The following is a 22948-nucleotide window of genomic DNA, read 5'->3' on the forward strand; positions in this document are numbered from 1 at the left end:
GCATCACCCGTGCAGCACGACGTCCACTCAAGCTCAAGGCGATACATGGCGCGCATCGTTCCCGACGACTGGAAGAATCTCGAAGCCACCGGCGCCGCCGCGCGCGAACGCGAAACGCTGGCGCTGCTCGAGAAGCTGCCCGAGGATTACACGGTCTATCACGGCGTCCACTGGACGCGGATCAATGAAGGCTTTTCCGTCTTCGGCGAAGCGGATTTCGTCGTCGTCGCGCCGTCCGGGCACGTGCTGATGATCGAGATGAAAGCGGGCTTCCTGCGCGAAACCGGCGCGGGGCTCGTCAAGGTGTATCTGCAGAAGGAGCGCAACGTCGCCATTCAACTGGCGCGCACGATGGAGAATCTGCATCGGCGCTTCACGGCGGCGTTCGGCGCGGGTACGTATCGCATCGAGGAACTGCTGTACTGCCCGGACTACACGGTGAAGGATGCGGCCATCGCGGGCGTGCCGCCGGGGCGTATCGTCGATGCGAGCCGTAAGGCGCAACTGCCGCGCGTCGTGCTCGACATTCTGCCGCCGGACGAGCCGCGTTTCGAATCGGCGGCGCGTATCCATCACTTTCTCGCCGATCAACTGTCCCTCACGCCCGATACCAACGCGCTGGTCGGCGCGGCCAATACGCTCGTCACGCGTTTGTCGGGCGGGCTGGCGAGCTGGGCGCGTCGGCTGGAATTCGGGCCGTTTCGCCTGCGCGTGATTGCGACCGCCGGCGCGGGCAAGACGCAACTCGCAGTGCGCGTGATGCGCGATGCGCTGGCGCAAGGCAAGAGCGCGCTCTACGTGTGCTTCAACCGGCCGCTCGCGGACCATATCCGCGCCATCGCGCCGAAGGAAGCGAAGATCGCCAACTATCACCAGTTGAGCGCCGCCGTCGCGCGCGATGCCGGCAGTCCGCCCGACTTCAGCCAGCCCAACGTGTTCGCGACATTGGAAGAGCGCTTCGCCGCCGTGCCCGTGCCCGAGCACTGGAAAACCGATGTGCTGATCGTCGACGAAGGGCAGGATTTTCAGGCGCCGTGGGTCGCGGCGCTGGAGCGTCTGCTCAATCCGGGCGGCGCATGGTGGTGGCTCGAAGATTCGATGCAGAACCTTTACTTGCGCGAACCCGTCGAGTTGCCCGGCTGGACGATCCTGCGCGAGACCACCAACTACCGCAGCCCGCGCGATCTGCTCGGCTTTATCCGCAAAGTCGTGGGCCCGGACGCGAAGCTCGAAGCGGGCAGTCCGTTCGACGGCTCCGACGTCAGTATTTCGACCTACGAGGACGGCCATGCCGAGGAAGTGATCGAGGCGACCAAGCGCGCCATCACGCAGGCCTTGTCGCTGGGCTTTCGCAAACAGGATATCGCGGTGTTGTCGTATCGCGGGCGCGAAGGCTCGGCGCTGACGGCGGTCGATCAACTCGGGCCGCATCGGCTGCGCGCCTTTACCGGCGCTTACGATCTGTTCGGCAACCCGGAGTATCGCGAGGGCGATGTGTTGCTCGAATCGATCTATCGCTTCAAGGGACAGTCCGCGCCGTGCGTCGTGCTGACCGAAGTCGATTTCGACACACTCGACGATCAGGCCGCGCGCAAGCTCTTTGTCGGCGCGACGCGCGCCACCATGAAGCTGATCGTGGTTGCCTCCGAGCGCGCGGCGCGCGCGCTCGACGCACTCGACTAACGGATCGCGCCGCGCATCACCATGGTTATCGCGCGTTCAGACACCATAGTGCGCGCCCGCAGCGGGCGTCCCTGGTTCCGCCGACTCTGGACGGCTGCGCTGATCGCGCTCGCGGTCGCGCCGCCGATCGGCGCGGTTGCCTACATGTTGTATTCCGGGCTGCTCGCGCACGAGACGCATCGTTTCGAGGTGCCGTACGACGGCCTGTACTGGGATGCTGCGCAGTTTCAGATCGCCTATGAGCGCTTCGAGGCGCAGGTGTTGCTGTATCGCGGCAATGTCGACGAAGACGCGCAATCGGTGCGCGCGTGCTACGACCTGCTGCGCGCGCGGCTCGACGCGGTATCGGAGACGACGGTGACGCTGGAAGGACGCGAGGCGCTGAACAATCGCCAGCAGGAAATCCTGCGCCAGTTGCACACGTCGCTCGATTCGATCCAGACCGATGTCGACAATCTCGATGCCGAACGGCAGCGCACGCTGCACATCATCGGCGTGCTGCGGCAGAACGAAACGGTCGTGGCGGAATTGACGAGCGGGCGTCGGCTGATGGATGTCGGCGAGCGCGAGGAGATCGTCCGCGATTTCGGCGCCAAACGCCGCTTTCTGATGATCGGGGGCGTTGTGCTCGGGCTGATGTCGGCGGCCGCGACCTTGCTGCTGCTGCTCAACGGATATCGCCGTTCGCGGCTGATCGAGCAGCAACGTTCGGCGCTCGCGGCCGAACATCAGGCGACCCGCGCCGCGCGCGATGCGGGCGTCGCCAAGGACACCTTCCTCGGCATGATCAGCCACGAATTGCGCACGCCGCTGCACGCGATCGTGTCGTCGGTGGAACTGCTGTCGCTGAATCTGCGCGCGGAAGGCGATCGCAAGATCATCGAACGGCTGGAGGCGGGCGCGCGTCATCTCGAAGCGCAGATGCGCGATCTGACCGACTACGCGCGGCTCGGCGCGGGCAAGCTCGAACTGCGCATGGCGGTGTTCGATCCGCTCGAACTGCTCGATTCCGTCGTCGATGCCAACACGCCCGCCGCGCATACCAAAGGCCTTGCGTTGCGCGGCGATTTCGTCGGCGAGCACGGGCCGATCGAATCCGATCCGCATCGCGTGCGGCAGATCGTGACCAACCTCGTCACCAATGTGATCAAATACACCGACACCGGCTCGGTCGACGTCCATTTTCTGCGCAGCGACAAGCGTCTCGATATCTCGGTGATCGATACCGGACCGGGTATTCCGCGCGAGCAGTTGCCGCTGATTTTTCAGGAGTTCACGCAACTGGATTCGTCGAGCACGCGGCGTTTCGACGGCGCGGGCATGGGCCTCGCGGTCGTGCGCGGGCTGGTCGATTTGCTGGACGGAACCATCGAGGTATCGAGCGAAGTGGGACAGGGCGCGGCGTTTCGCGTGAGCTTGCCGGCGGTGCCCGCTCAAAGCGTGCCGGCGCGCGAGGAAGAAGAACGCGCCGCGCCGGGCATGCGCAAGTCGCGCGTACTGGTGATCGACGATCACGAGTCGATCCGCGAATCGCTGGTGGAAATGCTCACGCATCTGGGCTACGCGACCGTCGCGATGCCTGATGTGGACAGCGCGCTCACATGGCTGCGCGCCAACGACGCCGACGTGATCCTCGCCGACCTGCATATGCCGGGCAAGGACGGCTACTCGTTCGCCAACGAGTATCGCGCGCGGTTGGCGCCCGGCGCGAGCGTGCCGATCATCGCGGTGAGCGCGTATGCGCCCGAACTCGTCGACCCGAGCGCGGCCGTGCTGTTCTTCGACTATCTGCTCAAACCGGTGCGCTACGAAGTGCTGAAAGGCGCGGTGACCGCGCGGCGGCTGGCGGCCTGAGCGCGCTTTAGCTGCGCAACAGACGCTTCGACAGATCGGCGACGAGAATGCCGAGCCGCGCCGGTTTCTCGAAACACGCGACGTTGTAATCGCGGATCACCTGACTGATCTCCGATTCGCTCGCCTTGCCCGTGGTCAGTTCGCCCGTCAGCACGAAGATGGGCGCATCGGGATTGTCGGACTCGCGCACCGCGCGGATCGCGCCCGCCGACGTGTGCGCGCCGAACAGCCAGTCGATCACCACGGCATCGAATACTTGCGATTGCAGCGCTTCCAGAAACGCGTCGAGGTTGTAAAAGGCCATCGCGGTGAAGCCGGTCGCGTCGAGGTAATCGTGCAGATTGTCGGCGGACGCGTGATCGTCGTCGACACGGCGATCACCGGTTTTTCCACATCGGCGCGACGCGGCAGGATTTCGATCTTGTGGACGTCGCACGCTTCGTAGAGCAGCACGCCTTCGTGCTTGCTGACGATCCAGCGGTTATTCAGCTTCTGCGCGATGAAATCCGGCCGGCTGCCCGCTTCCAGCGACTGGCCGATCCACGCCTGACACGGCACTTCGATCGAGCCGAGTTTAAGGACCGCATCGTGCGCGGTGCCTTCGGTTTCGTCGGGACGCGTGTTGATGGTGTCGAACAGCTTGAGCGCGGGTTCGTCGAAGGCATCGGCGACGCGGCGAATCTGCGCCAGCGTCCACGGACTGTTGCCGCGCAGCTTGCGATGCCCTTGCGAAAAACTCAGATCGAGGATGCGGCAGAGTTCCGCCGTCTGCTGACGCTTGCCGATGCCATGACGGCTCATGAGCTTGCGCACGCGTTCGGCCACGGCGAGCGATTCGGATGAAGAAGTTTCGGTGACCATGGCGCCAGTTATCGCATGCGTGAAGGTAGGCCCGCTTGAGGCCGATCGGGGCGATGTGCTGCGCCGTCGAGCCGTCATTGTAAGCGCCGGGTGTCGCGCTTCGCGCAATGTCGGAAGAAATTTGCGTGTTACCGAGCCTTTGCGCAGGGGAATGAAAGCCTGCGCGTCGATCAATCTTTCCAATGGAAATTTATGTTGACGCGGAGCAGTGGTCTATCCCAGAATGTTTCCATTGTAAAGATTTGAGCCACGAATTCAGGAGAACGGTCATGAACTTGATGAACATCGTTTCGGGCACGCCGGTATGGGTCTGGGTGCTGTTGGGCGTGCTGGTATCGCGCGGCATGAAAGCGTTGAAGGGCGGCACTGCGCCGTTGAGCAAGCTGGCGGTCGTGCCGCTCGCGTTCGCCGCTTGGGGAGTGCTGCATTTGCTGTCGGATCGCGCTTCGGGGCCGGATGCGTGGATGATGTGGGCGGCCGGCGCGCTGCTCGGCGCGGGCATCGGCGCGATGCTGGCCAAACGCAGCGGCCTCAGCGTGAATCGCGCGGCGCGCACGATCACGCTGCCCGGATCGGCCGTGCCGCTGGCGCTGATCGTCGTGACCTTCGCGACGAAGTTCTGGCTGGGCTACGAACTGGCGACGACGCATGTCGTCGTGGATGCGGGATTCGTCGTGTTGAGCGCGCTGGTGTCGGGCGTGACGGCGGGGATTTTCGCGGGCCGCTTCCTGATTTACTGGCTGGTGTTGCGGCCGACCGCGCCGGTCGCATTCGAAGGCGCATAAAAAAAATCGCCGTGAAGTCACGGCGATTTTTCGTTCGAGCGGATCGCGCCTTACTGCGGCGAGATGTTTGCCGCCTGCAAACCCTTCGGCCCCTGGCGCACGTCGAACATCACTTTCTGGTTTTCCTGCAGCGACTTGTAGCCTTCCGCGCGGATTTCGGAGAAATGCGCGAACACATCGGGCGTGCCGTCGTCGGGCGTGATGAAGCCGAAACCCTTGGTGTCGTTGAACCATTTAACAATGCCAGTTGCCATCTTTTCCTCTTGTGCGGCAGTGTTGAGCGGGCGTGAGCCGCGCGGGTTGGGTTGAAACGGAATTCGTCGACAGTTGTTTATCAGGCCAGCGCTGCGGCTTCGTCGCGGCGCATGTCGTCGAGCAGCGTCGAAAGCTGGTCTTGCGCGTCGTGGCCGCTGAAGTCGCGCAAGGTCGCGAGGAGCGTGCGCCACGGCGCGGGCCAGCGGGTTTCGCGCAGGCAGCGGCCGGTTGCATCGGTGATGCGCAGCACGGTGGTATCGGGGAAATAGGTGAGGGTGACGGGTTGTCCGTCGAGGATGCACGTAGCGGTGCAGGCTTTCGGTGTGAACATGCTCGGTTGGTCTGAAGTGATCTTCGCGGCACGCGGCGCGTGCGCAGTTTTTCGTTAGCGATTCTCCAAAGCAATGCGTGTGCCTGACAACCGATGCGCGCTTCGATGCAACGCATATGGCGACGCGTTTCGAAAACCCGCCTGCGCGAAGTTGAATGGTGTATTGCGAACTAGCCGCTTAATTACGCGACGATGCGCTTACATACTGCGACACAGCCCATGCAGGAGTTCGCCGTGCTCGTCGCTTTTTTTGTGGTCAGTCCGCTTTGTGTCGCCTCGCTGTTCGCGTTCGCCAACTTCGCCGATCGCACCTTCAGGGACGCGTTGCCGGTCGAACGTAAAGCTTTCGTCGAAGCGCGCGTGCCTTCGCGCTATCGCGATCGTCGCGCGGAGCGTTAAGTCGGGTCCTTCGGACGCGACATCAGCCGGCGAAGCAGATCGTCGGTCTGTTCCTGCGCATCCGCGATGCGCTTTCTGCCAAACGCCTCGCGCACCGGCATGCCGTCTCCCGGTGGCGGTCCCGGATCGATCTCGCGCCAGACGTGCCACGCCGCCTGCAAGTGCTGTTCGAGCTTGCGCAGGCGCTTTTCGCCCTTGTGCCACTGCCACGCGCTCAATGCGGTCAGCGCCGCGCCCGTGCCGATCGCGCCGCTCACGACGGCGAGCACCGTCACCGGCCAGTTGATCACGTCGGCGAATTCCAGACCGAGCAGCACGCCGCCGGTGATCGCCAGTCCCGCCGCGCCGAAGCCCACGGTCGCCTGCGCGCCGCCCAGCATGCGGTTTTCGCGAAGAATCGCGGTCAGGGTCGCCTTCACGAGATCCTCGACTTCGAGCACGCGCGCAACATTCATTTGGGGTTTCGTGAAAGGCATGATGCCGGAATCGTCGATAGAGATTCGTCCAGCATAAGTCCGACCCCGCGCCCCCTTCCGTCCGGTAATGAACATTGACCGGGATATCCCGGCGCGCGAAATCGTCGAATGGATCGCACACATGGAAGAAACCGTCGCGTGTCGGCGTTAAAATCCGACCAATGTCGATAAGAACCTATCCGAGGGCCAACGGCGCAGGCAGGCAAGCCTGCGATTGTCGAAGCGATAAAGCGCCGTGGCCGCCGATGTATAAGCGGCCATCGCCCGTGGAGGAGAGAACGCTTGAAACGATTCCCAGCCAGCGGAAGCCCGAGGACGTCATGGGTGGACCGGCACGCCGCAGCCGTCGCGATTGGCGCGACGCTCGCGAGCGTGGTGATTCTGATTGCAACGGTACTGGTGCTGGCCTCGGGCCGGCATGAAGCGATCGAGCGCGCGCGGCACACGTCCGCCAACGTCGCCGCGGCGCTGGCGCGCGACATGGTGCGCAATCTCGAGATTTACGATCTGTCGCTGCAGGCGGTCGTCGACGGCATGAGCGATCCGGCGATCCTGAGCCTGCCGGTCGAGATCCGGCATCAGGTGCTGTTCGACCGCTCGACCACGGCCGCGTATATCAGCGGCATCTATGCGCTCGATCCGCTCGGGCACGTGACCGAGGCGCGCACGCGCAAGATGCCGGGCGTCGATCTGTCGGATCGCGATTACTTCGCCGTTCATCGCGATCGTGCCGATGCCGGGCTGTTCATCTCCAAGCCGTATTTATCGCGGCTGCGCAACGGCACGCCGTCGATCGCGCTGAGCCGGCGCATTGCGAAGCCGGACGGCGGTTTCGGCGGCGTCGCGCTGATCGCGATCAACCTCGGCTATTTCCAGCAGCTCGTCGACGATATCCGGCTCGGCAGCCACGGCGCGGCGACCATCGTGCAGACCGATGGCTTTATCGTCGCGCGCAATCCGCGCGCCGCGCCCGCCGATGCGCCCAACGTGCGCGGTTCGCCAACCTTTTCGCGCATGCTCGAAGCGCAGAGCGGTTCCTACGATGCGCGCTCGCCCATCGATGGCGTCGAGAAAATCTTCACGTTTTCGCATGTGCGCGGCAGCAATCTGATCGTGGTCGTCGCGCCCGCCATCGACGACGTGACGGCGGAGTGGAAGCATCGGTCGCTGATCATCGGCACGCTGGTGATCGTGGTCTCGAGCGCGTTCACGGCGGTCGTGTGGCTGCTGGTGTTCGCGGTCCGACAGCGCGACGCGGCGCAGGCCAAGCTGATCGAGATCGCGGATACGGACGGGCTGACCGGCGTCGCGAATCGCCGCAGACTGGATTCCGCGCTCGACGAATTGTGGACGCAGGCGATGAAATCTGGCGCGCCGATCGCGCTGCTGTTCGTCGACGCCGATCACTTCAAGCTCTACAACGATACCCACGGACACGAAACCGGCGATCGCGCGTTGCGTTTCGTGGCCGATTGCCTGCGCCGTCGCGCGCGTCGCGAGCGCGATGTGGTCGCGCGATACGGCGGCGAGGAGTTCGTCGTCGTGCTGGCCGATTCGGACAAGGCGCAAGCGCGCGAGATCGCCGAAGCGATTCGCGCCGATGTCGCGAGCCGCGAAATGTCGACCACGCGCACGGAGTTGCCGCCGCTGACGGTGAGCATCGGCTTCGTCGTGTGCCGGCCGTCGCAAGGCGATGAAATCGACGACATGATGCGCCTCGCCGACAAGGCGCTGTACGAATCGAAAGCGCAAGGGCGCAACCGCGTGACGGATGCATCGGCGCGCGTGCCGCAGCCGAATCAGGTCGACGTCGAGTCGTAAGCGGCGTTACGGTGCGTCGATGTCGACCGGCGCATGCTGCGCCATCAGTTCCGCGATCCAGTCGATGAACACGCGCAGCTTCGCGCTGACATGCCGGTTCGGCGGATAGGCGACGTGCAGCGGCATCGGATCGAGCCGCCAGTCCGCGAACAGTTCGACGAGTTCGCCGCGCGCGAGGGCATCGCGCGACATATAGTGCGGCAGCCACAGAATGCCGAGACCGGCGAGTACGGCGGCGAGATAGGCGTTGCCGTTGCCGTTGTCGACGGCGAGGGCGTAGCGGCTTTGCGCGCGGACGGTTTCATCGCCGCGACGCATGACGACGCTGTAGAGCTTGCCCGGCCGTCCCCACGTAAAACCCACGATGCGCTGATGCGTATGCGCAAGCTCCTGCGGATGCGCCGGCACGCCCGCATGCCGCAGAGAATCCGGCGCGGCGTAGACGCCCAGCCGCAAATCGCCGACGCGCCGTGCCACTAGCGATTGATCCGCGATCTCGCCGCCGCGCACCACGCAATCGACGTTCTCGCCGATCACATCGACGGTGCGATCGCTCGCGCCAAGATCGAGCTGGATGTCGGGATAGCGCGCCAGAAAAGCCGGCAGCGCGGGAATAAGGATGAGGCGCGCGAACGGGCTCGGCACATCGACGCGCAGCCGTCCGCGCGGCACCGCCGATGCGCTCGACAGGCTCGTCTCGGCATTGTCCATATCGGCGAGCAGACGCAGCGCGCGCTCGTAGCGTCACGTTGCTCCTGCGCGTCGTGCGATTGAGGAGGCGCACGCGCAATCGCGCCTCCAGTTGCTGGATGAGTTGCGTGACGGTGGTCTTGCTCATGTGCAGCGTGTCGGCGGCGCGCGTGAAGCTGCCCGCTTCCACGACACGAACGAACGCGCGCATTGCATCGAAGCGATCCATGAGTCGGGCTCCGCGTGAGTATTGTTTGCATTCTACAAACAGTGATGGCCACGCTTGCCCCTTTATCGCGCGCGCTTGCGCGGATAAAGTCGTCTCACTTAATGGAGCCATGAGAGAGATGAACATGACGCAACGAGACGTGGTGTTTCCCGCTGGACGACAGGCGCTTTACGATCGCAACCGCTATTCGCCTGCGATTCGCGCGAACGGCTTGCTGTTCGTATCGGGACAAGTCGGCAGCCGCGACGACGGCTCGCCCGAGCCGGAACTGGAGGCGCAAGTGCGGCGCGCGTTCCGCAATCTGAACGCGATCCTCGAAGCAGCGGGCTGCACGTTCGACGACGTGATCGACGTCACGGTGTTCATGGTCGATCCGCAATCGACATTCGAACGCGTGTGGCAGGTCGTGCCCGAGTTCTGGGGCGACGCGCCGCACCCGACCCTGACGGCGGTCGGCGTGACGTGGCTGTATGGCTTCGACTTCGAGATCAAGGTGATCGCGAAGCTGCCTTGAATACGAAGCGTCAGCCTTGCTTCAGCGGCATCGTGTAGGTGGTCGCGGTGCCGCTCAGACACACGTCGCCCTTCTGATTCGTGACGGCGACTTCCACGGTGCAGATCGGTTTGTCTTCGCGCACCGTCTTGACTTCGACGCGGCCCGTCACGGTATCGCCGACGAGCACGGCCTTCGAGAACTTCAGTTCCATGCCGAGAAACACGGTGCCCGGCTCCGGCAAATCTTCCGCGACAATCGCGTTGAGCATGCCCGACGTCACGCCGCCCTGCACGATCAGCCCGCCGAATGGCGATTGTTTGGCGAGCGCTTCGTCATAGTGCAGGGGATTGCGGTCGCCCGTGATTTCCGTGAAGAGTTCGATGTCGCGCTTGCTCATCGTCTTGGAACGCTCGGCGCTCGCGCCCGCCTTGGGCATGCCGCGCAGGGTTTGGGTCCAGCCGTTGTCTCCGCTCATGTCGTCTCCTGGTTGGGTTCAAAAATGATAACCCAGCGCATGCGAGGTTTTTCGTCGCAGTATCCTTGAGCGCCACGACACGAGCGAGGAGCGACGGCATGAATGCGAAGATCGGTGATCGTCTTGCGGGAAAGGTAGCCATCGTCAGCGGCGGCGCGGGAGGATGCGGCGCGGCGGCGTCGGAGTTGTTCGCGGCGCAGGGCGCGAAGGTCGCCATCGTCGATCGCGACGAGGAGGCGGCGCTCGCGCTCGCGTCCCGTCTGCGCGATGCCGGACTCGACGCGATCGGCATCGGCGCGGACGTGTCGAAGCGAGCCCACGTGCAACGCGGGGTCGCGGCCGCCCACGCGCAATACGGCGATGCCGATATCCTCTTCAATCACGCCGGCACGCTGATCGTGAAGCCGTTTCTCGATATAGAGGAAACGGAATGGGACTGGCTGATGGGCGTCAACGTCAAGAGCATGTTTCTGATGACGCAAGCCTTCTGATGACGCAAGCCGTTCTACCGCAGATGCTGGCGAAAGGGCGCGGCAGCATCATCTGCACGTCGTCGATTTCGGCGGTTTATGCGACGCCCGGAGAAGTGCTCTACGACGCCACCAAGGGCGCGTGCCACATGTTCGCGCGCGCGATCGCGGTGGAGTATCGCGATCGCGGCATCCGCTGCAATGCGGTGGCGCCGGGCTTTATCCGCACGCCGCACGGCATGCGCGAACTGAAGGAGCTTCAGGCGATGGGCGTCGATGCCACCGAAGACGCCATCGCCGTGCAGCAGGGCCGTTTGTGCGAGCCGTCGGAAGTGGCGTCGGCGGCGCTGTTTCTCGCCTCCGACGAATCGAGCTTCGTCAACGGCACGCATCTGTTCGTCGACAACGGCTTTTCCGCCGTATAGCGCGCGGCGTGGTTCAGACCGCGCGATCGACGTCAGCTTCGAGTTCGCGGATGCGCGCATCGTTCGCATCGGATTTCATCGACGGCGGACCCGCGAAGGACTTGCGCACGCCGAAGCCGTACCAGATCACCAGCAGCGCGACGACGAAGCCGATCAGCACATAGAGCACCTTTTCGTTCGGCGGTTGAATGCCCACGTAGGCGAGCACGCACGCGCCGATGGTCGCGAGCAGCGCGCACGGCTTCGACCATACGCCCAACTGGAACGGACCTTTCTCGGTCCAGCTATGGCCTTCGGCGCGCATGCCCGAGGCGAGCGGCATCGCGTACGAGATGTAGAGGAACACGGCGCTGCCCGCGCTCAGTACGGAGAACGCATCGCCGTACAGCGTGATGACGATGGCGAGAATCGCGCAGGTCCAGATGGCCGGTCCCGGCGAGCGATGCGTCGGGCTGACGCGGCGCAGGAACTTCGAACCGGGCAGGCCGCCGTCGCGCGCGAACGCGTACATCATGCGCGAGGTCGACATGATCGCGGCCAGTCCGCACACGTAGTTGATGAAGAACATCGCCAGTTCTAGGCAGACGCGAAAGCCCGCGGGAATGGGCGCGAGAATCGTCTCGAAGAAGCCGGTGCCCTGCTTCATGGCGGCGGTGAGATCGGGCATGACGAGCACGAAGCTGCACACCATCACATAGCCGAACACGGCCGACCAGAACACCGAGCCGATGATGCCCTTCGGCACGTTGCGCGCGGCGTCGTGCGTCTCTTCCGACGTGTGCGCGGAGGCGTCGAAGCCGGTGATGGTGTACGTCACCAGCAAGAGGCCCGACAGGAACGCGAGCGGCAGCGTCTGCTTCGGCCACGCGCTGCCGTCCGCGCCGGAAAAGTTGGTGAAGGTGAAGAGCCGATGCAGATCGAACGGCACCGGCGAATAGTAGAGCAGCGCGCCGATCAGCACGATGGTCACGATGAAGATCAGATAGCCGGACAGATCGGTGATCTTGCTCGCTATCCTGATGCCGCGCTGATTTAGTACGGCTTGCGAACAGGTGATGATCGCGAGAAACGCGGTCTGATGCCACCACGTCAGGCTATCGGGATTGACGCCGAACATCGGCGCGATCAACGTCTTGAAGAAGGGATCGTAGGTGCCGAAGTTGATCGCGCTGATCACGAAGATGAGGCCGATCAGATTCAGCCACGCGGTGAGCCAGCCCCAGCTCTTGCCGCCGAGAATCGAGCCCCAGTGATACAGCCCGCCCGCCGTGGGAAAGGCCGACGCGATCTGCGCCATCGATACCGCGACGATCAGCGCGAACAATGCGCCGAGCGGCCATCCCAGCCCGATCGACGCGCCGCCCGCCGCCGAAAGCGCGAGCTGAAACGCCGTGATGCCGCCCGACAGAATGCAGATGATCGAGAACGATACCGCGAAGTTCGAAAAGCCGTTCATGCGCCGGGACAATTCCTGTGCATATCCCATTTTGTGCAACAGACTCAGGTCGCTGTCGTTGCCTGCTTCAGACTGGTGCTTTGCGTCCATATCGACTCCGTCTCGGATGCCCCGCGCGGCGAGGCACGGCTCACGCCGACACTCACGGCGCATGGACGCGCCGTGAACCTCCGGAGGCGGCGCGCGGATCGGGATCGGCACGCCGCTTCCAGTCAATGGAAGTTAAGTGTCCAAATTTCCGCAGACCAGCCTTTTTTGCATCCGAGCGGAGCGACGACGACGCTATTTCGCCGCCGCGCCGATCCCATCCAGCGTCGCCATTGCGTCTGGCGGCAAGTCGAGATCGACCGTCGCGATGTTCTGCTCCAGATGCGCCACCGACGACGTTCCCGGAATCAGCAGAATATTCGGCGAGCGGCGCAGCAGCCATGCGAGCGCGACCTGCATCGGCGTCGCGTCGAGCTGCGATGCGGTCTTGCTGAGCGCATCGGATTGCAGCGGCGAAAAGCCGCCCAGCGGAAAGAACGGCACATACGCGATGCCCGCCTTGGCCGTGCTGTCGATCAATGCATCGTCGGCGCGCTGCGCGAGGTTATACATGTTCTGCACGCAGACGATCTTCGCGATGCCCTGCGCCTGCGTCACCTGCGCCGCCGTCACGTTCGACACGCCGATATGCTTTACCAGCCCCTTGCGTTGCAGTTCGGCGAGCGCGGTCATTTGCGGCTCGATATCGCCTTCGGTCGGCTTGGAGACATCGAACATCAGACGCAGATTCACGACATCGAGCGCGTCGAGCTTCAGATTGCGCAGATTGTCGTGCACCGCCGACTCGAGTTCCGCCGCCGACTGCGCGACGTTCCACGAACCATCCGCGCCGCGCTTGGCGCCGATCTTCGTGACAATGGTGAGATCGTCGCGATACAGATGCAGCGCTTCGGCAATCAGCCGGTTGGTGACATGCGGCCCGTAAAAGTCGCTGGTGTCGATATGCGTGATGCCGGATTCCACCACGGCGCGCAGCACCGCGATAGCCTGATCGTGATCCTTCGGCGGCCCGAAAACGTGCGGTCCCGCGAGTTGCATGGCGCCGTAGCCCATCCGCGTGACGGGACGGTCGCCCAGTTGGAAGGTGCCGGCGCGCGCTGCATCGGTCATTGCAAAGCTCCTGTTGAGTGAGTTCGGATACCCGTTGAGGTGTTCACATAGAATACGAATAATCATTCAGATTGTGTATTCGCATATGCGCACCGACGACCAGACCGGGCTGAAGGCCCGCAAGCAGCCACGCCAGGCGCGTTCGCAGGCCACCGTGGACGCGATTTTCGAAGCGACTATTCAGGTTTTACTGGCCGAAGGGCTGCCCAAACTGACGACCATCAAGGTCGCGGAGCGGGCGGGCGTGTCGGTCGGCTCGCTGTATCAGTACTATCCGCAGAAGCAGGCGCTGCTGTTCGCGCTGTTGCAGCGGCATCTGACCGCCGTATCCGATACGCTCGTGCAGGCGGCCGAATCGGCGCATGGTGCGCCGCTCGCGACGATGGTCAGCACCATCGTCGGCGCGTTCGTGAAGGCGAAGACGCGCAACGTCGATGCATCGCGTGCGCTGTATGGCGTCGCGGCGGAGCTCGATTCGCGCGGTTTCGTCCGCGAAATCGAGGCGCGCAATCAGGCCGCGTTCGCCGCGATGCTCGCATCGGCCTCCGATGTCGAATTCCGCGATATCGCCACCGCATCGTTCATGTTCACGGCCGCGCTGGTCGGGCCGACGCGCATGCTGCTCGAAGGCCACGCGTCGCCCGCGACGATCCGCAAGCTGCGCGGGCAGGTTGAATCGCTCTGTCTGGGATATCTCGAACGCGAGGCGCTGCCGAAGCCCCGCGCGCGCCGCGCGAAGACTGACGATGCTGCCTGAATTCGTCAGTTGATATGCGCATATGTGCGATCTCGCGCGCAAACGATTTGAAACCCCTCGACACAGGCGAAACATCTTGTATCATTTGTTAAGTGTTCACATAATGGAAAACATGGCATCGGCGCAGGGCACATCCTGACGCCGGCAAGCCAGTCCCGATACTGCTCGACTTCACGCGCACGTGGCCCGCAAAACAGGCCGTGGCGCGCGAGGGCATGAATCTGAGAGACCAAAAAAATGAATCGCAAAAAAGGGGGGATCACGAAGCTGACGGACGCAGTGTTCATCGGCATCGTGTGGACAGTGTCTTTCGCGGCGATTCCGCTGCACGCCGCGAAGACCTGGACCAACAGGAGCGAGACCACGCGTGTGGGACCCCGGGCCACGATGGTCCGGGCAACCGCGGGCGTCTCCGGAGACCATTCTTAAGTAGCACCCGCACGGCGCGCGCTTGCGCACCGTGCGATTCGCTTTCGTTATCGAACTATCGCCCATTCGAATTGTTAGGCTATTGCCACGCGGCTATAGTGCCTCTCACGGCATGAATTCCTGACAACGAACGACGAACGAAGATAGGAGACGAAGGCATGAACCGTATCGATTTGGCCCAGCGCACGGTGGTCGTCACGGGTGGCGCGCGCGGTATCGGTCTCGCGGTGGCGGAGCGCGCTTTGCAATCGGGCGCGGATGTCGCGCTGTGGGACGTCGACGGCGAACGGCTGTCGCGCACGGCAGCGGATCTCAAAGCCGCCTACAAGGAGCGCACCGTCAGCGACGCCGTGGTCGAACTCACCGATGAGGCCTCCGTCGATGCAGCCGCGCAGAAAGCCGTCGCCGCTCACGGCAAGATCGACATGCTCGTCAACAATGCCGGCATCACGGGCGGCAACGGCACGACCTGGGAACTCGCGCCCGACGTCTGGCGTCGCGTGATCGACGTCAATCTCATCGGGCCGTATCTGACGTGCCGCGCCGTCGTGCCGCATATGCTGAAGGCGGGCTACGGGCGCATCGTCAATGTGGCGTCGATCGCGGGCAAGGAAGGCAATCCGAATGCCTCGCACTACAGCGCGTCGAAGGCCGGGCTGATCGGTCTCACCAAGTCGCTCGGCAAGGAACTAGCGGGCAAGAATATCCTCGTCAACGCGGTTACGCCGGCCGCCGCCAAAACCGAAATCTTCGATTCGATGTCGCAGCAGCACATCGACTACATGCTCTCCAAAATCCCGATGAACCGCTTCCTCATGCCGCAGGAAGCCGCGTCGCTGATTCTCTGGCTGTCGTCCGAGGATTGCGCGTTCAGCACGGGCGCGGTGTTCGATCTGTCGGGCGGACGCGCGACCTACTAAGCGTTTCCGCCTTCGGGAGAGTCGCATGAACGATTCCGCATCGGCGGAAGGCCGCGTCACGTCCCGCGTGATGCGCCGCCTGCTGCCGTTTCTCTTGTTGATGTACGTGCTGGCGTTTCTGGATCGCGCGAATATCGGCTTCGCGCAAAAGGCCTTGCAGCAGGATACGGGGCTCACGAACGCGGCCTTCGCCTTCGGTGCGGGCGTGTTCTTCCTGGGCTACGCGATCTTCGAGGTGCCGAGCAATCTGCTGCTGCATCGCGTCGGCGCGAAGCTATGGATGTGCCGCATCATGGTGACGTGGGGTATCGTGTCGGCGGGCATGGCGTTCGCGCACAGCGCCACGGCGTTCTATACCTTGCGGTTTCTGCTCGGCGTCGCGGAGGCGGGGTTTTTTTCCGGGCATCGTCTATTACCTGACGCGCTGGTTTCCGCAATCTTCGCGGGCGCGCGCGCTCGGCGTGTTCTACTTCGGCGCGCCGCTCGCGTTCATCTTCGGTGCGCCGTTGTCGGGCTTGCTGCTCGATCTGCATGGCGCGTTCGGGCTGAAGGGCTGGCAATGGCTGTTTCTGGTCGAAGGACTGCTGGCGTCGATCGTCGGCGTGTGGGCGTTCTGGTATCTCGACGACGATCCCGCCAAAGCCAAATGGCTTCCCGACAATGAGCGCGCCTATCTCGTCTCGCGTCTCGCCGATGACTCGCGTTTCGCCTCGTCGCACGGGCCGCGCAGCGTGCTCGCGTCGCTGTTCGATGCGCGCGTATTGGTGCTGTGCTGCGTGTATTTTCTGATTCAGGCGGCGGTCTACGGCGTGGTGTTCTATCTGCCGCAGCAAGTGTCCGCGTTGCTCGGGACCAAGGTCGGTTTTCGTGTCGGACTGGTCACGGCGTTGCCGTGGGTCGTCGCCGTGATCGTGACGTGGATCGTGCCGCGTTACGCGGATCGCACGGGCAAGCATCGCGTGTGCGCGGTGTTGTTGCTGCTCGTGTCGGGTATCGCGATCTGCGTGTCGGGTGTGTCGAGCGTGCCGGCCGTTTCGTTGATCGCGCTGTGTTGCGCGGCGAGCGGCTTTATCGCGGCGCAACCGCTGTTCTGGACCTTTCCGACGCGCTATCTCACGGGCACGGCCGCCGAAGCCGCTTTTCATTCGACCAGCGCCGGGCTGATGGTGCTCGGTGGCGCGAGCGTGCTGGCCGCGCTCGTCATTGTCGCGCTCGTGCGCACGCCGGAATCTCATCCGATCGCAGGCGGAAAAACCGTCAAGGCATCCTGATCAATTTGAAGGAGACAAGCATGTCCATGCCAACCATTCGTCAGGTGCGCGCGTTCACCGTTCGCGGCGGCGGCGCCGATTATCACGATCAGGGCGCCGATCACTGGATCGATGATCACATCGCCACGCCGATGGCGCGTTACCCGGAGTATCGCCAGAGCCGTCAGTCGTTCGGGCTGAACGTGCTCGGTTCGCTGGTCGTCGAGATTGAAGCGAGCGACGGCACCGTGGGCTTCGCGGTGACGACGGGCGGCGAGATCGGCGCGTTTATCGTCGAGAAGCATCTGGCGCGTTTTCTCGAGGGCCAGCGCGTGACCGACATCGAAAAGATGTGGGATCAGATGTATAACGCGACGCTCTACTACGGGCGCAAGGGTATCGTGCTGAATGCGATTTCCGGCGTCGATCTGGCGCTGTGGGACTTGCTCGCGAAAGTGCGCAAGGAACCGGTGTTCCAGTTGCTCGGCGGTCCGGTGCGCGACGAACTGCAGTTCTATGCGACGGGCGCGCGTCCCGATCTCGCAAAGCAGATGGGTTTTATCGGCGGCAAGATGCCCTTGCAACACGGCCCGGCGGAAGGCGAGGAAGGTCTTGCGAAGAACATCGCCAAGCTCGCGGACATGCGCTCGAAAGTCGGCGACGACTTCTGGCTTATGTTCGATTGCTGGATGAGCCTCGACCTCAACTATGCGAAGCGGCTGGCGACGGCCGCGCACGAATACGGCCTCAAATGGCTGGAAGAAACGCTGCCGCCCGACGATTACTGGGGCTATGCCGAACTGCGCCGCTCGGTGCCACGCGGCATGATGGTGACGACCGGCGAACACGAAGCGACGCGCTGGGGCTTCCGCATGCTGTTCGAGATGGGTTGCGCGGACCTCGTGCAGCCGGACGTGGGCTGGTGCGGCGGCATCACGGAACTCATCAAGATTTCCGCACTCGCCGATGCGCATAACGTGCTGGTCGTGCCGCATGGTTCGTCGGTGTACAGCTATCACTTCGTCGTCACGCGACACAACTCGCCGTTCGCCGAGTTCCTGATGATGGCGCCGCAAGCCGATCAGGTCGTGCCGATGTTCACGCCTTTGCTGCTCGACGAACCCGTGCCGGTGAACGGCCGCATGAAGGTGCCGGAGACGCCGGGCTTCGGCGTGCGGCTGAATCCGGAGTGCGCGTTGTCGCGTCCGTATACGCATTGAGACCGCGCGGATAGCCGCTCTTTCTTTGACAGTTTGAGACGAAAACGCGAAGCACTGCCGCTTATTATTTTGCGGGTGGTTTTCGTGATTCGCTAGTTGATTACTGTCAAGGGAGAAGCAGCACATATGTCCGCATCACATCAAAATTTATCCGCGATCCTAATGGCAGCCTGTCTGGCTTTCGGACTTGCTTCGGCGCACGCGGCGAATCCGCCGGCATCGTCGGCGACGCAGCTCAACTGGCCTCGCGAACTGGATGCCGCCGATCAGCGAATCGAGATGTATCAACCGCAGATCGAATCCTGGAATGGCAACCGCATCGCGGGACGCGCCGCCGTGGCCGTCGGCGCTGTGAGCGGCAACGCCGCGCCCACGTACGGTGTCGCGCATTTCACCGCGACGGCCGATATCGACAAGTCCGCGGGACTGGTGCATCTGTCCGATATCCAGATCGCCGATGTGAGCGTGCCGACCGATGCCAACGTCGCATCGAAAGTGAAGAGCGCGATCGTCGCTCACTTGCCGGCGCAGGGCATGACGGTATCGCTCGATCAGTTGCAGACGAGTTATGCCGTGTCGAAGCAGCTCGATCAGTCCGCGCGGGTCGCGGTGCAGAATCCGGTGCCGAACATCGTCTTCGAATCGACGCCGACCATCCTCGTGATGCTCGACGGCGATCCGGCCTGGCGCGCCGTGAGCGGCTCGAGCTATCAGCGCGCGATCAACAGCCGCGCGATGCTGCTCAAGGACGGCGCGGGCCATCTCTATTTGAATGCATCGGGATACTAGTACGCGGCCGATTCGCTGACCGGGCCGTGGGCGATCATCGGCAAGCAGCCGACCGCGCTGCTCGCCGCTGCGAATGCCGCCGACGCCGTGCAGAAAGCCGATCCGATGCTGCCGCAAAACGGCAAGCCCGCGCCGCAGCCGTCGGCCGTGCTGATCGCGTCGCACCCGACCGAACTCGTCACAACCGATGGCCCGGCGAAGCTCGAACCCGTCGCGGGCACCAGCCTGCTGACGATCACCAATACGGATCACGCCGTGTTCGTGCTGCCGCAGACGAACCAGTACTACGTGCTGGTGTCGGGCCGCTGGTTCGCGGGCGCGTCGGAGAAAGGTCCGTGGACTTACGTCGCCGGACGCGACTTGCCGAAGGATTTCGCGAAGATTTCGCCGCACGATCCGAAGGCCAACGTGCTCGTGTCCGTGCCCGACACGCCGCAAGCGAAGGAAGCGGCCATCGCCGCCACCATTCCGCAGACGGCGACCGTGTCGCGCGCGAAGGCGTCGCTGGCGGTCCACTATGACGGCGCGCCGCATTTCGAATCGATCCAGGGCACGTCGCTGCAATACGCGGTCAACACGGCGACGCCGGTGATCGAAGTGAGCAAGTCGCAGTACTACTCGGTGCAGAGCGGCGTGTGGTTCGTCGCCGCCGCGCCGACCGGCCCGTGGGCGGTCGCCACCGAGGTTCCGGGCGCGATCTACACGATCCCGGTCCAGTCGCCCTTGCACTATGTGACCTACGTGCAGATCTACAACGTGATGCCGACGACCGTCGTGGTCGGTTACACGCCGGGCTACACGGGCGTGATGGTCGGCAGCGACGGCACGGTGGTGTACGGCACGGGCTACGTCTATCAGCCTTATGTCGGCGCGACCTACTATTACGGCTATCCCCCGACATACGGCTACGACGCCGGCTTCGCGATGGACGCCGCCGCTGGCTTCGCGTTCGGCTTCGCCGTGGGCGCGATCTGGGGCTCGTGCACGCCGTACTGGGGTCCATACTGGGGCGGCGGTTGGGGCGGCTGGGGCAATGTCAACATCAACCAGACGAACTTTTATGGCCGATGGGGCAACGGCACCGTGACGCACGTCGCGGGCTACAACCCGTGGACCGGCAACGAATTCCGTGGCGCGGCGGGCAGCGGTTTTAATCCGGCGACCGGCACGCACTGGCAAGGCGCGCGCGGCGCGGCCTTCAATCCGTACAACGGCAATTTCGCGGCGGGTCGCGGCGGCTCGTTTGCGAACCCTTCGACACGGGACGCGAAGGCTGGGGCCGTTCGGGCGTGGCAGGCAACGTGAATACGGGCAACTTCGCGGGCGGCCGGGAAGGCGCGGTCAACAACGCGTACACCGGCGCGCATGCGGCGGGCCGCTCGGGCATCGAAGGCAATGCCTACAACGGCAACTACGCGGCGGGTCACGAAGCGGCGGGCTACAACCCGTCGACGGGACGCGCGGCGGCGGCGCAGCGCGGCGTCGTCGGCAACGCGCAGACGGGGCAGGCTCAGGCGGTCGATCGCGGCGTCGTGACCAACGCATCGCGCGGCAATGCGGTGGCGTGGAACAATGGCGATGTCTATGCATCGCACGATGGCAACGTCTATCAGCACACGCAAGGCGGCGGCTGGCAGCAGCACACGTCGAACGGCTTGCAGCCCGTATCGCATGACAATGGCGCGCTGAACAGCAACCTCGACCAGATGCGTCAGGCGCGCGACGCCGGCGATCAGCGCTTCGGCAACCGGATGGGCGGGGGTGGTGGGTTTGGCGGCGGTGGCGGCGGAGGCTTCCGCAGCGGTGGCTTTGGCGGTGGCGGTGGCTTCCACGGTGGCGGCGGCTTTCATGGCGGAGGCTTCCGGCGTTAAGAAGGCTTCGCTCGACACGATTTGACGCATCAGGATGGCGGCCTTCGCCGTCATCCGCTGAACAGGGAGGAGACGCTCATGCTTCTGGAAAACAAGGTCGTCGTGGTAACGGGCGGTTCGCGCGGCATCGGCCGGGCGATTGCTTTGGCAAGCGCGCGCGAAGGCGCGGATGTCGCCATCAACTACTGGGGCGACAACGACAAGTCGTACAACAAGGGCTCGGCGGTCGAGACGATCATCAAGGAAATCGAAAAGCTCGGACGCCGCGCGATTGCCGTCGAAGGCAACGTCGCCGATCACGCGACGGGCAAGACGCTGATCGAGCGCACGGTCGAAGCTTTCGGGCGCGTCGACGTGCTGTCGAGCAACGCGGGCATCTGTCCGTTTCATGCGTTTCTCGACATGCCGCCATCGGTCTATGAAACGACGGTTGCCGTGAATCTCAACGGCGCATTTTTCGTGACGCAAGCCGCGGCCAATCAGATGAAAACGCAAGGCACGGGCGGCGCGATCATCGCGACGAGTTCGATCAGCGCGCTCGTCGGCGGCGGCATGCAGACGCATTACACGCCGACCAAGGCAGGCGTGCACTCGCTGATGCAATCGTGCGCCATCGCGCTCGGGCCGTACGGCATCCGCTGCAATTCGGTGATGCCCGGCACCATCGCGACCGATCTGAACGCCGAGGATCTTTCCGACAAGGAAAAGCGCGCGTATATGGAAAAACGCATTCCGCTCGGACGATTGGGCGAACCCGACGACGTCGCGCAATGCGTGGTGTTCCTCGCCTCCGATCGCGCGCGATACGTGACCGGCGCGTCCTTGCTCGTCGACGGCGGCCTGTTCGTCAACCTTCAGTGATTCTTCAGTAATGCGACGCCGCCGAGTACTTGCGCAATAGCGCGATAAAGTATTCGGCGGGCTCGGACAGCGTTTCGAACTTGCGTCGCAAGAGGCCGAAGCCCGACAGACTCTTGCCGATTTCGACCGGCAATTCGATCAGCAACTGCGCGCGCAGATAATCGCGCACGACGGATTCGGGCAGGATCGCGACCGCCTCGCTGTTCTGCAGCAGTTGCAGCGTCGCGAAGATCGACGCGCATTCGACGATATCGGCGGGCGTGGTCAAGCCCGCGCGCGAGAGTTCTTCCTCGAAGAGATTGCGCGCGGGACTCGTGATCGGTTGAAGAATCCACGGCCAGCTCACCAGCATGTCGAGCGCGAGCGTCGTTTTGGACGCCAGCGGATGCGACGCGCGCACGACGAGGCGCATCGGCTCGCGCGCGAGCGGTTCGAAGTCGAAGTCGTTGTGTTGAAGCGGCGTCGTCAGTCGGCCGAGCGCGAGATCGATTTCGCGGCGATGCAGCAACTGCACGACCTGATTGCTGGTCTCGCCGAGGATGCGCACGTTCAGCAACGGCCGTTCGGATTTCAGTTCGGTGACGGCCATCGCGAGGACATCGGGCGCGGCGCCCATGATCGCGCCGACGGTGAGTTGACCGTGACCGCCGCGCCGCTTGTTGTCGAGATCGTCGGCGAAGCGCGTGAGATCGGCGAGCGAACGGCGTGCATAGGCGAGCGCCGCGTGACCGAGCGGCGTCGGATGCATGCCGCGCGCGTTGCGTTCGAACAGCAGGAAGCCGAACGCGTCCTCGATATCGCCGAGCATGCGGCTCGCGCTCGGTTGCGCGACATTGATCGCTTCGGCGGCCTTATGCAGATTGCGCGCATCGTCGAGCGCGACCAGCAGCGCGAGATGCTTGAACTTCAGGCGGTTGACGAGGGCGCTCTGCGTGGCGTTTTGGTTCATACGTCGGTCCGAGTGATGTAATGCAATAGAAGCGCTGG

17 protein-coding genes and 5 pseudogenes are annotated in these 22948 nt (G+C 63.8%); 13 read left to right on the top strand and 9 right to left on the bottom strand.

What is annotated here, in order from left to right; genetic code table 11:
- Positions 1–45: 45 nt before the first annotated feature.
- Positions 46–1683: an ATP-binding domain-containing protein gene (locus BVER_RS01700; protein ID WP_050451804.1), complete on the top strand. Its 1638-nt coding sequence runs from the start codon at positions 46–48 to the stop codon at positions 1681–1683.
- Positions 1684–1704: 21 nt separating this feature from the next.
- Entirely contained in the window at positions 1705–3537 is a 1833-nt protein-coding gene (locus BVER_RS01705) for an ATP-binding response regulator (RefSeq protein ID WP_050451805.1), read from the top strand.
- Positions 3538–3544: 7 nt separating this feature from the next.
- On the opposite strand, the pseudogene BVER_RS01710 reads toward BVER_RS01705, so the two are convergent.
- Positions 3545–4398: pseudogene (locus BVER_RS01710) on the bottom strand (helix-turn-helix domain-containing protein).
- A gap of 269 nt (positions 4399–4667) precedes the next feature.
- Here BVER_RS01710 and BVER_RS01715 point away from each other — a divergent pair.
- A complete protein-coding gene (locus tag BVER_RS01715; protein ID WP_050451806.1) occupies positions 4668–5183 on the top strand; it encodes a DUF6622 family protein in 516 nt (171 codons plus the stop codon).
- Positions 5184–5233: 50 nt separating this feature from the next.
- Here the strand turns inward: BVER_RS01715 and BVER_RS01720 are convergent, their stop codons facing one another.
- Together BVER_RS01720 and BVER_RS01725 are read right to left on the bottom strand one after the other, a co-directional pair.
- Positions 5234–5437, bottom strand: coding sequence for a cold-shock protein (locus tag BVER_RS01720; RefSeq protein ID WP_050451808.1), 204 nt, complete (start codon positions 5435–5437; stop codon positions 5234–5236).
- 80 nt (positions 5438–5517) lie between these two features.
- Complete coding sequence (locus BVER_RS01725; RefSeq protein ID WP_050451810.1) at positions 5518–5769, bottom strand: hypothetical protein; 252 nt, start codon at positions 5767–5769, stop codon at positions 5518–5520.
- A 234-nt stretch (positions 5770–6003) separates the two neighbouring features.
- Between BVER_RS01725 and BVER_RS01730 the strand changes: the two genes are divergently transcribed.
- Entirely contained in the window at positions 6004–6168 is a 165-nt protein-coding gene (locus BVER_RS01730; protein ID WP_198155117.1) for a hypothetical protein, read from the top strand.
- Here BVER_RS01730 and BVER_RS01735 read toward each other — a convergent pair.
- On the bottom strand, positions 6165–6623 hold the full coding sequence (locus BVER_RS01735) for a hypothetical protein (protein WP_050451814.1): 459 nt from the start codon (positions 6621–6623) through the stop codon (positions 6165–6167). The two genes, BVER_RS01730 and BVER_RS01735, sit on opposite strands and share 4 nt — an antisense overlap.
- 303 nt (positions 6624–6926) lie before the next feature.
- On the opposite strand from BVER_RS01735, the gene BVER_RS01740 reads away from it, so the two are divergent.
- On the top strand, positions 6927–8465 hold the full coding sequence (locus BVER_RS01740; RefSeq protein ID WP_157055894.1) for a sensor domain-containing diguanylate cyclase: 1539 nt from the start codon (positions 6927–6929) through the stop codon (positions 8463–8465).
- Between the two features lie 6 nt (positions 8466–8471).
- On the opposite strand, the pseudogene BVER_RS01745 reads toward BVER_RS01740, so the two are convergent.
- Positions 8472–9384, bottom strand: a pseudogene (locus BVER_RS01745) (LysR family transcriptional regulator).
- Positions 9385–9508: 124 nt separating this feature from the next.
- Between BVER_RS01745 and BVER_RS01750 the strand changes: the two are divergent.
- On the top strand, positions 9509–9898 hold the full coding sequence (locus BVER_RS01750; protein ID WP_050451836.1) for a RidA family protein: 390 nt from the start codon (positions 9509–9511) through the stop codon (positions 9896–9898).
- A gap of 10 nt (positions 9899–9908) precedes the next feature.
- On the opposite strand, the gene BVER_RS01755 is transcribed toward BVER_RS01750, so the two are convergent.
- Complete coding sequence (locus BVER_RS01755; protein ID WP_050451817.1) at positions 9909–10355, bottom strand: MaoC family dehydratase; 447 nt, start codon at positions 10353–10355, stop codon at positions 9909–9911.
- Between the two features lie 98 nt (positions 10356–10453).
- Here BVER_RS01755 and BVER_RS35460 point away from each other — a divergent pair.
- Positions 10454–11250: pseudogene (locus tag BVER_RS35460) on the top strand (SDR family NAD(P)-dependent oxidoreductase).
- Between the two features lie 13 nt (positions 11251–11263).
- On the opposite strand, the gene BVER_RS01765 reads toward BVER_RS35460, so the two are convergent.
- Both BVER_RS01765 and BVER_RS01770 read right to left on the bottom strand, forming a co-directional pair.
- Positions 11264–12796 carry an amino acid permease gene (locus BVER_RS01765; RefSeq protein WP_050451819.1) on the bottom strand — a complete coding sequence of 511 codons (1533 nt, stop codon included), beginning with the start codon at positions 12794–12796 and terminating at the stop codon, positions 11264–11266.
- A 192-nt stretch (positions 12797–12988) separates the two neighbouring features.
- Positions 12989–13864: an aldo/keto reductase family oxidoreductase gene (locus BVER_RS01770; protein WP_050451821.1), complete on the bottom strand. Its 876-nt coding sequence runs from the start codon at positions 13862–13864 to the stop codon at positions 12989–12991.
- 85 nt (positions 13865–13949) lie between these two features.
- Between BVER_RS01770 and BVER_RS01775 the strand changes: the two genes are divergently transcribed.
- The 6 genes and pseudogenes from BVER_RS01775 to lra1 all read left to right on the top strand — a co-directional run bounded on the left by BVER_RS01775 (position 13950) and on the right by lra1 (position 21961).
- Entirely contained in the window at positions 13950–14621 is a 672-nt protein-coding gene (locus tag BVER_RS01775) for a TetR/AcrR family transcriptional regulator (protein WP_050451822.1), read from the top strand.
- A gap of 587 nt (positions 14622–15208) precedes the next feature.
- The gene (locus tag BVER_RS01785; RefSeq protein ID WP_050451824.1) at positions 15209–15970 is read left to right on the top strand and encodes an SDR family oxidoreductase; all 762 of its coding nucleotides are present in this window, start codon (positions 15209–15211) and stop codon (positions 15968–15970) included.
- Positions 15971–15995: 25 nt separating this feature from the next.
- Positions 15996–17241: pseudogene (locus tag BVER_RS01790) on the top strand (MFS transporter).
- A gap of 20 nt (positions 17242–17261) precedes the next feature.
- A complete protein-coding gene (rhmD, locus tag BVER_RS01795; RefSeq protein ID WP_050451825.1) occupies positions 17262–18440 on the top strand; it encodes an L-rhamnonate dehydratase in 1179 nt (392 codons plus the stop codon).
- A 126-nt stretch (positions 18441–18566) separates the two neighbouring features.
- Positions 18567–21100 (top strand): annotated as a pseudogene (locus BVER_RS01800) (carbohydrate-binding family V/XII).
- A gap of 78 nt (positions 21101–21178) precedes the next feature.
- The gene (gene lra1, locus BVER_RS01805) at positions 21179–21961 is read left to right on the top strand and encodes an L-rhamnose 1-dehydrogenase Lra1 (RefSeq protein WP_050451837.1); all 783 of its coding nucleotides are present in this window, start codon (positions 21179–21181) and stop codon (positions 21959–21961) included.
- Positions 21962–21965: 4 nt separating this feature from the next.
- On the opposite strand, the gene BVER_RS01810 is transcribed toward lra1, so the two are convergent.
- Entirely contained in the window at positions 21966–22910 is a 945-nt protein-coding gene (locus BVER_RS01810) for a LysR family transcriptional regulator (RefSeq protein WP_050451827.1), read from the bottom strand.
- Positions 22911–22948 lie beyond the last annotated feature (38 nt).

The sequence above is a fragment of the Candidatus Burkholderia verschuerenii genome (assembly GCF_001189365.1).
In the GTDB taxonomy this organism is placed as follows: Bacteria; Pseudomonadota; Gammaproteobacteria; order Burkholderiales; family Burkholderiaceae; genus Caballeronia; species Caballeronia verschuerenii.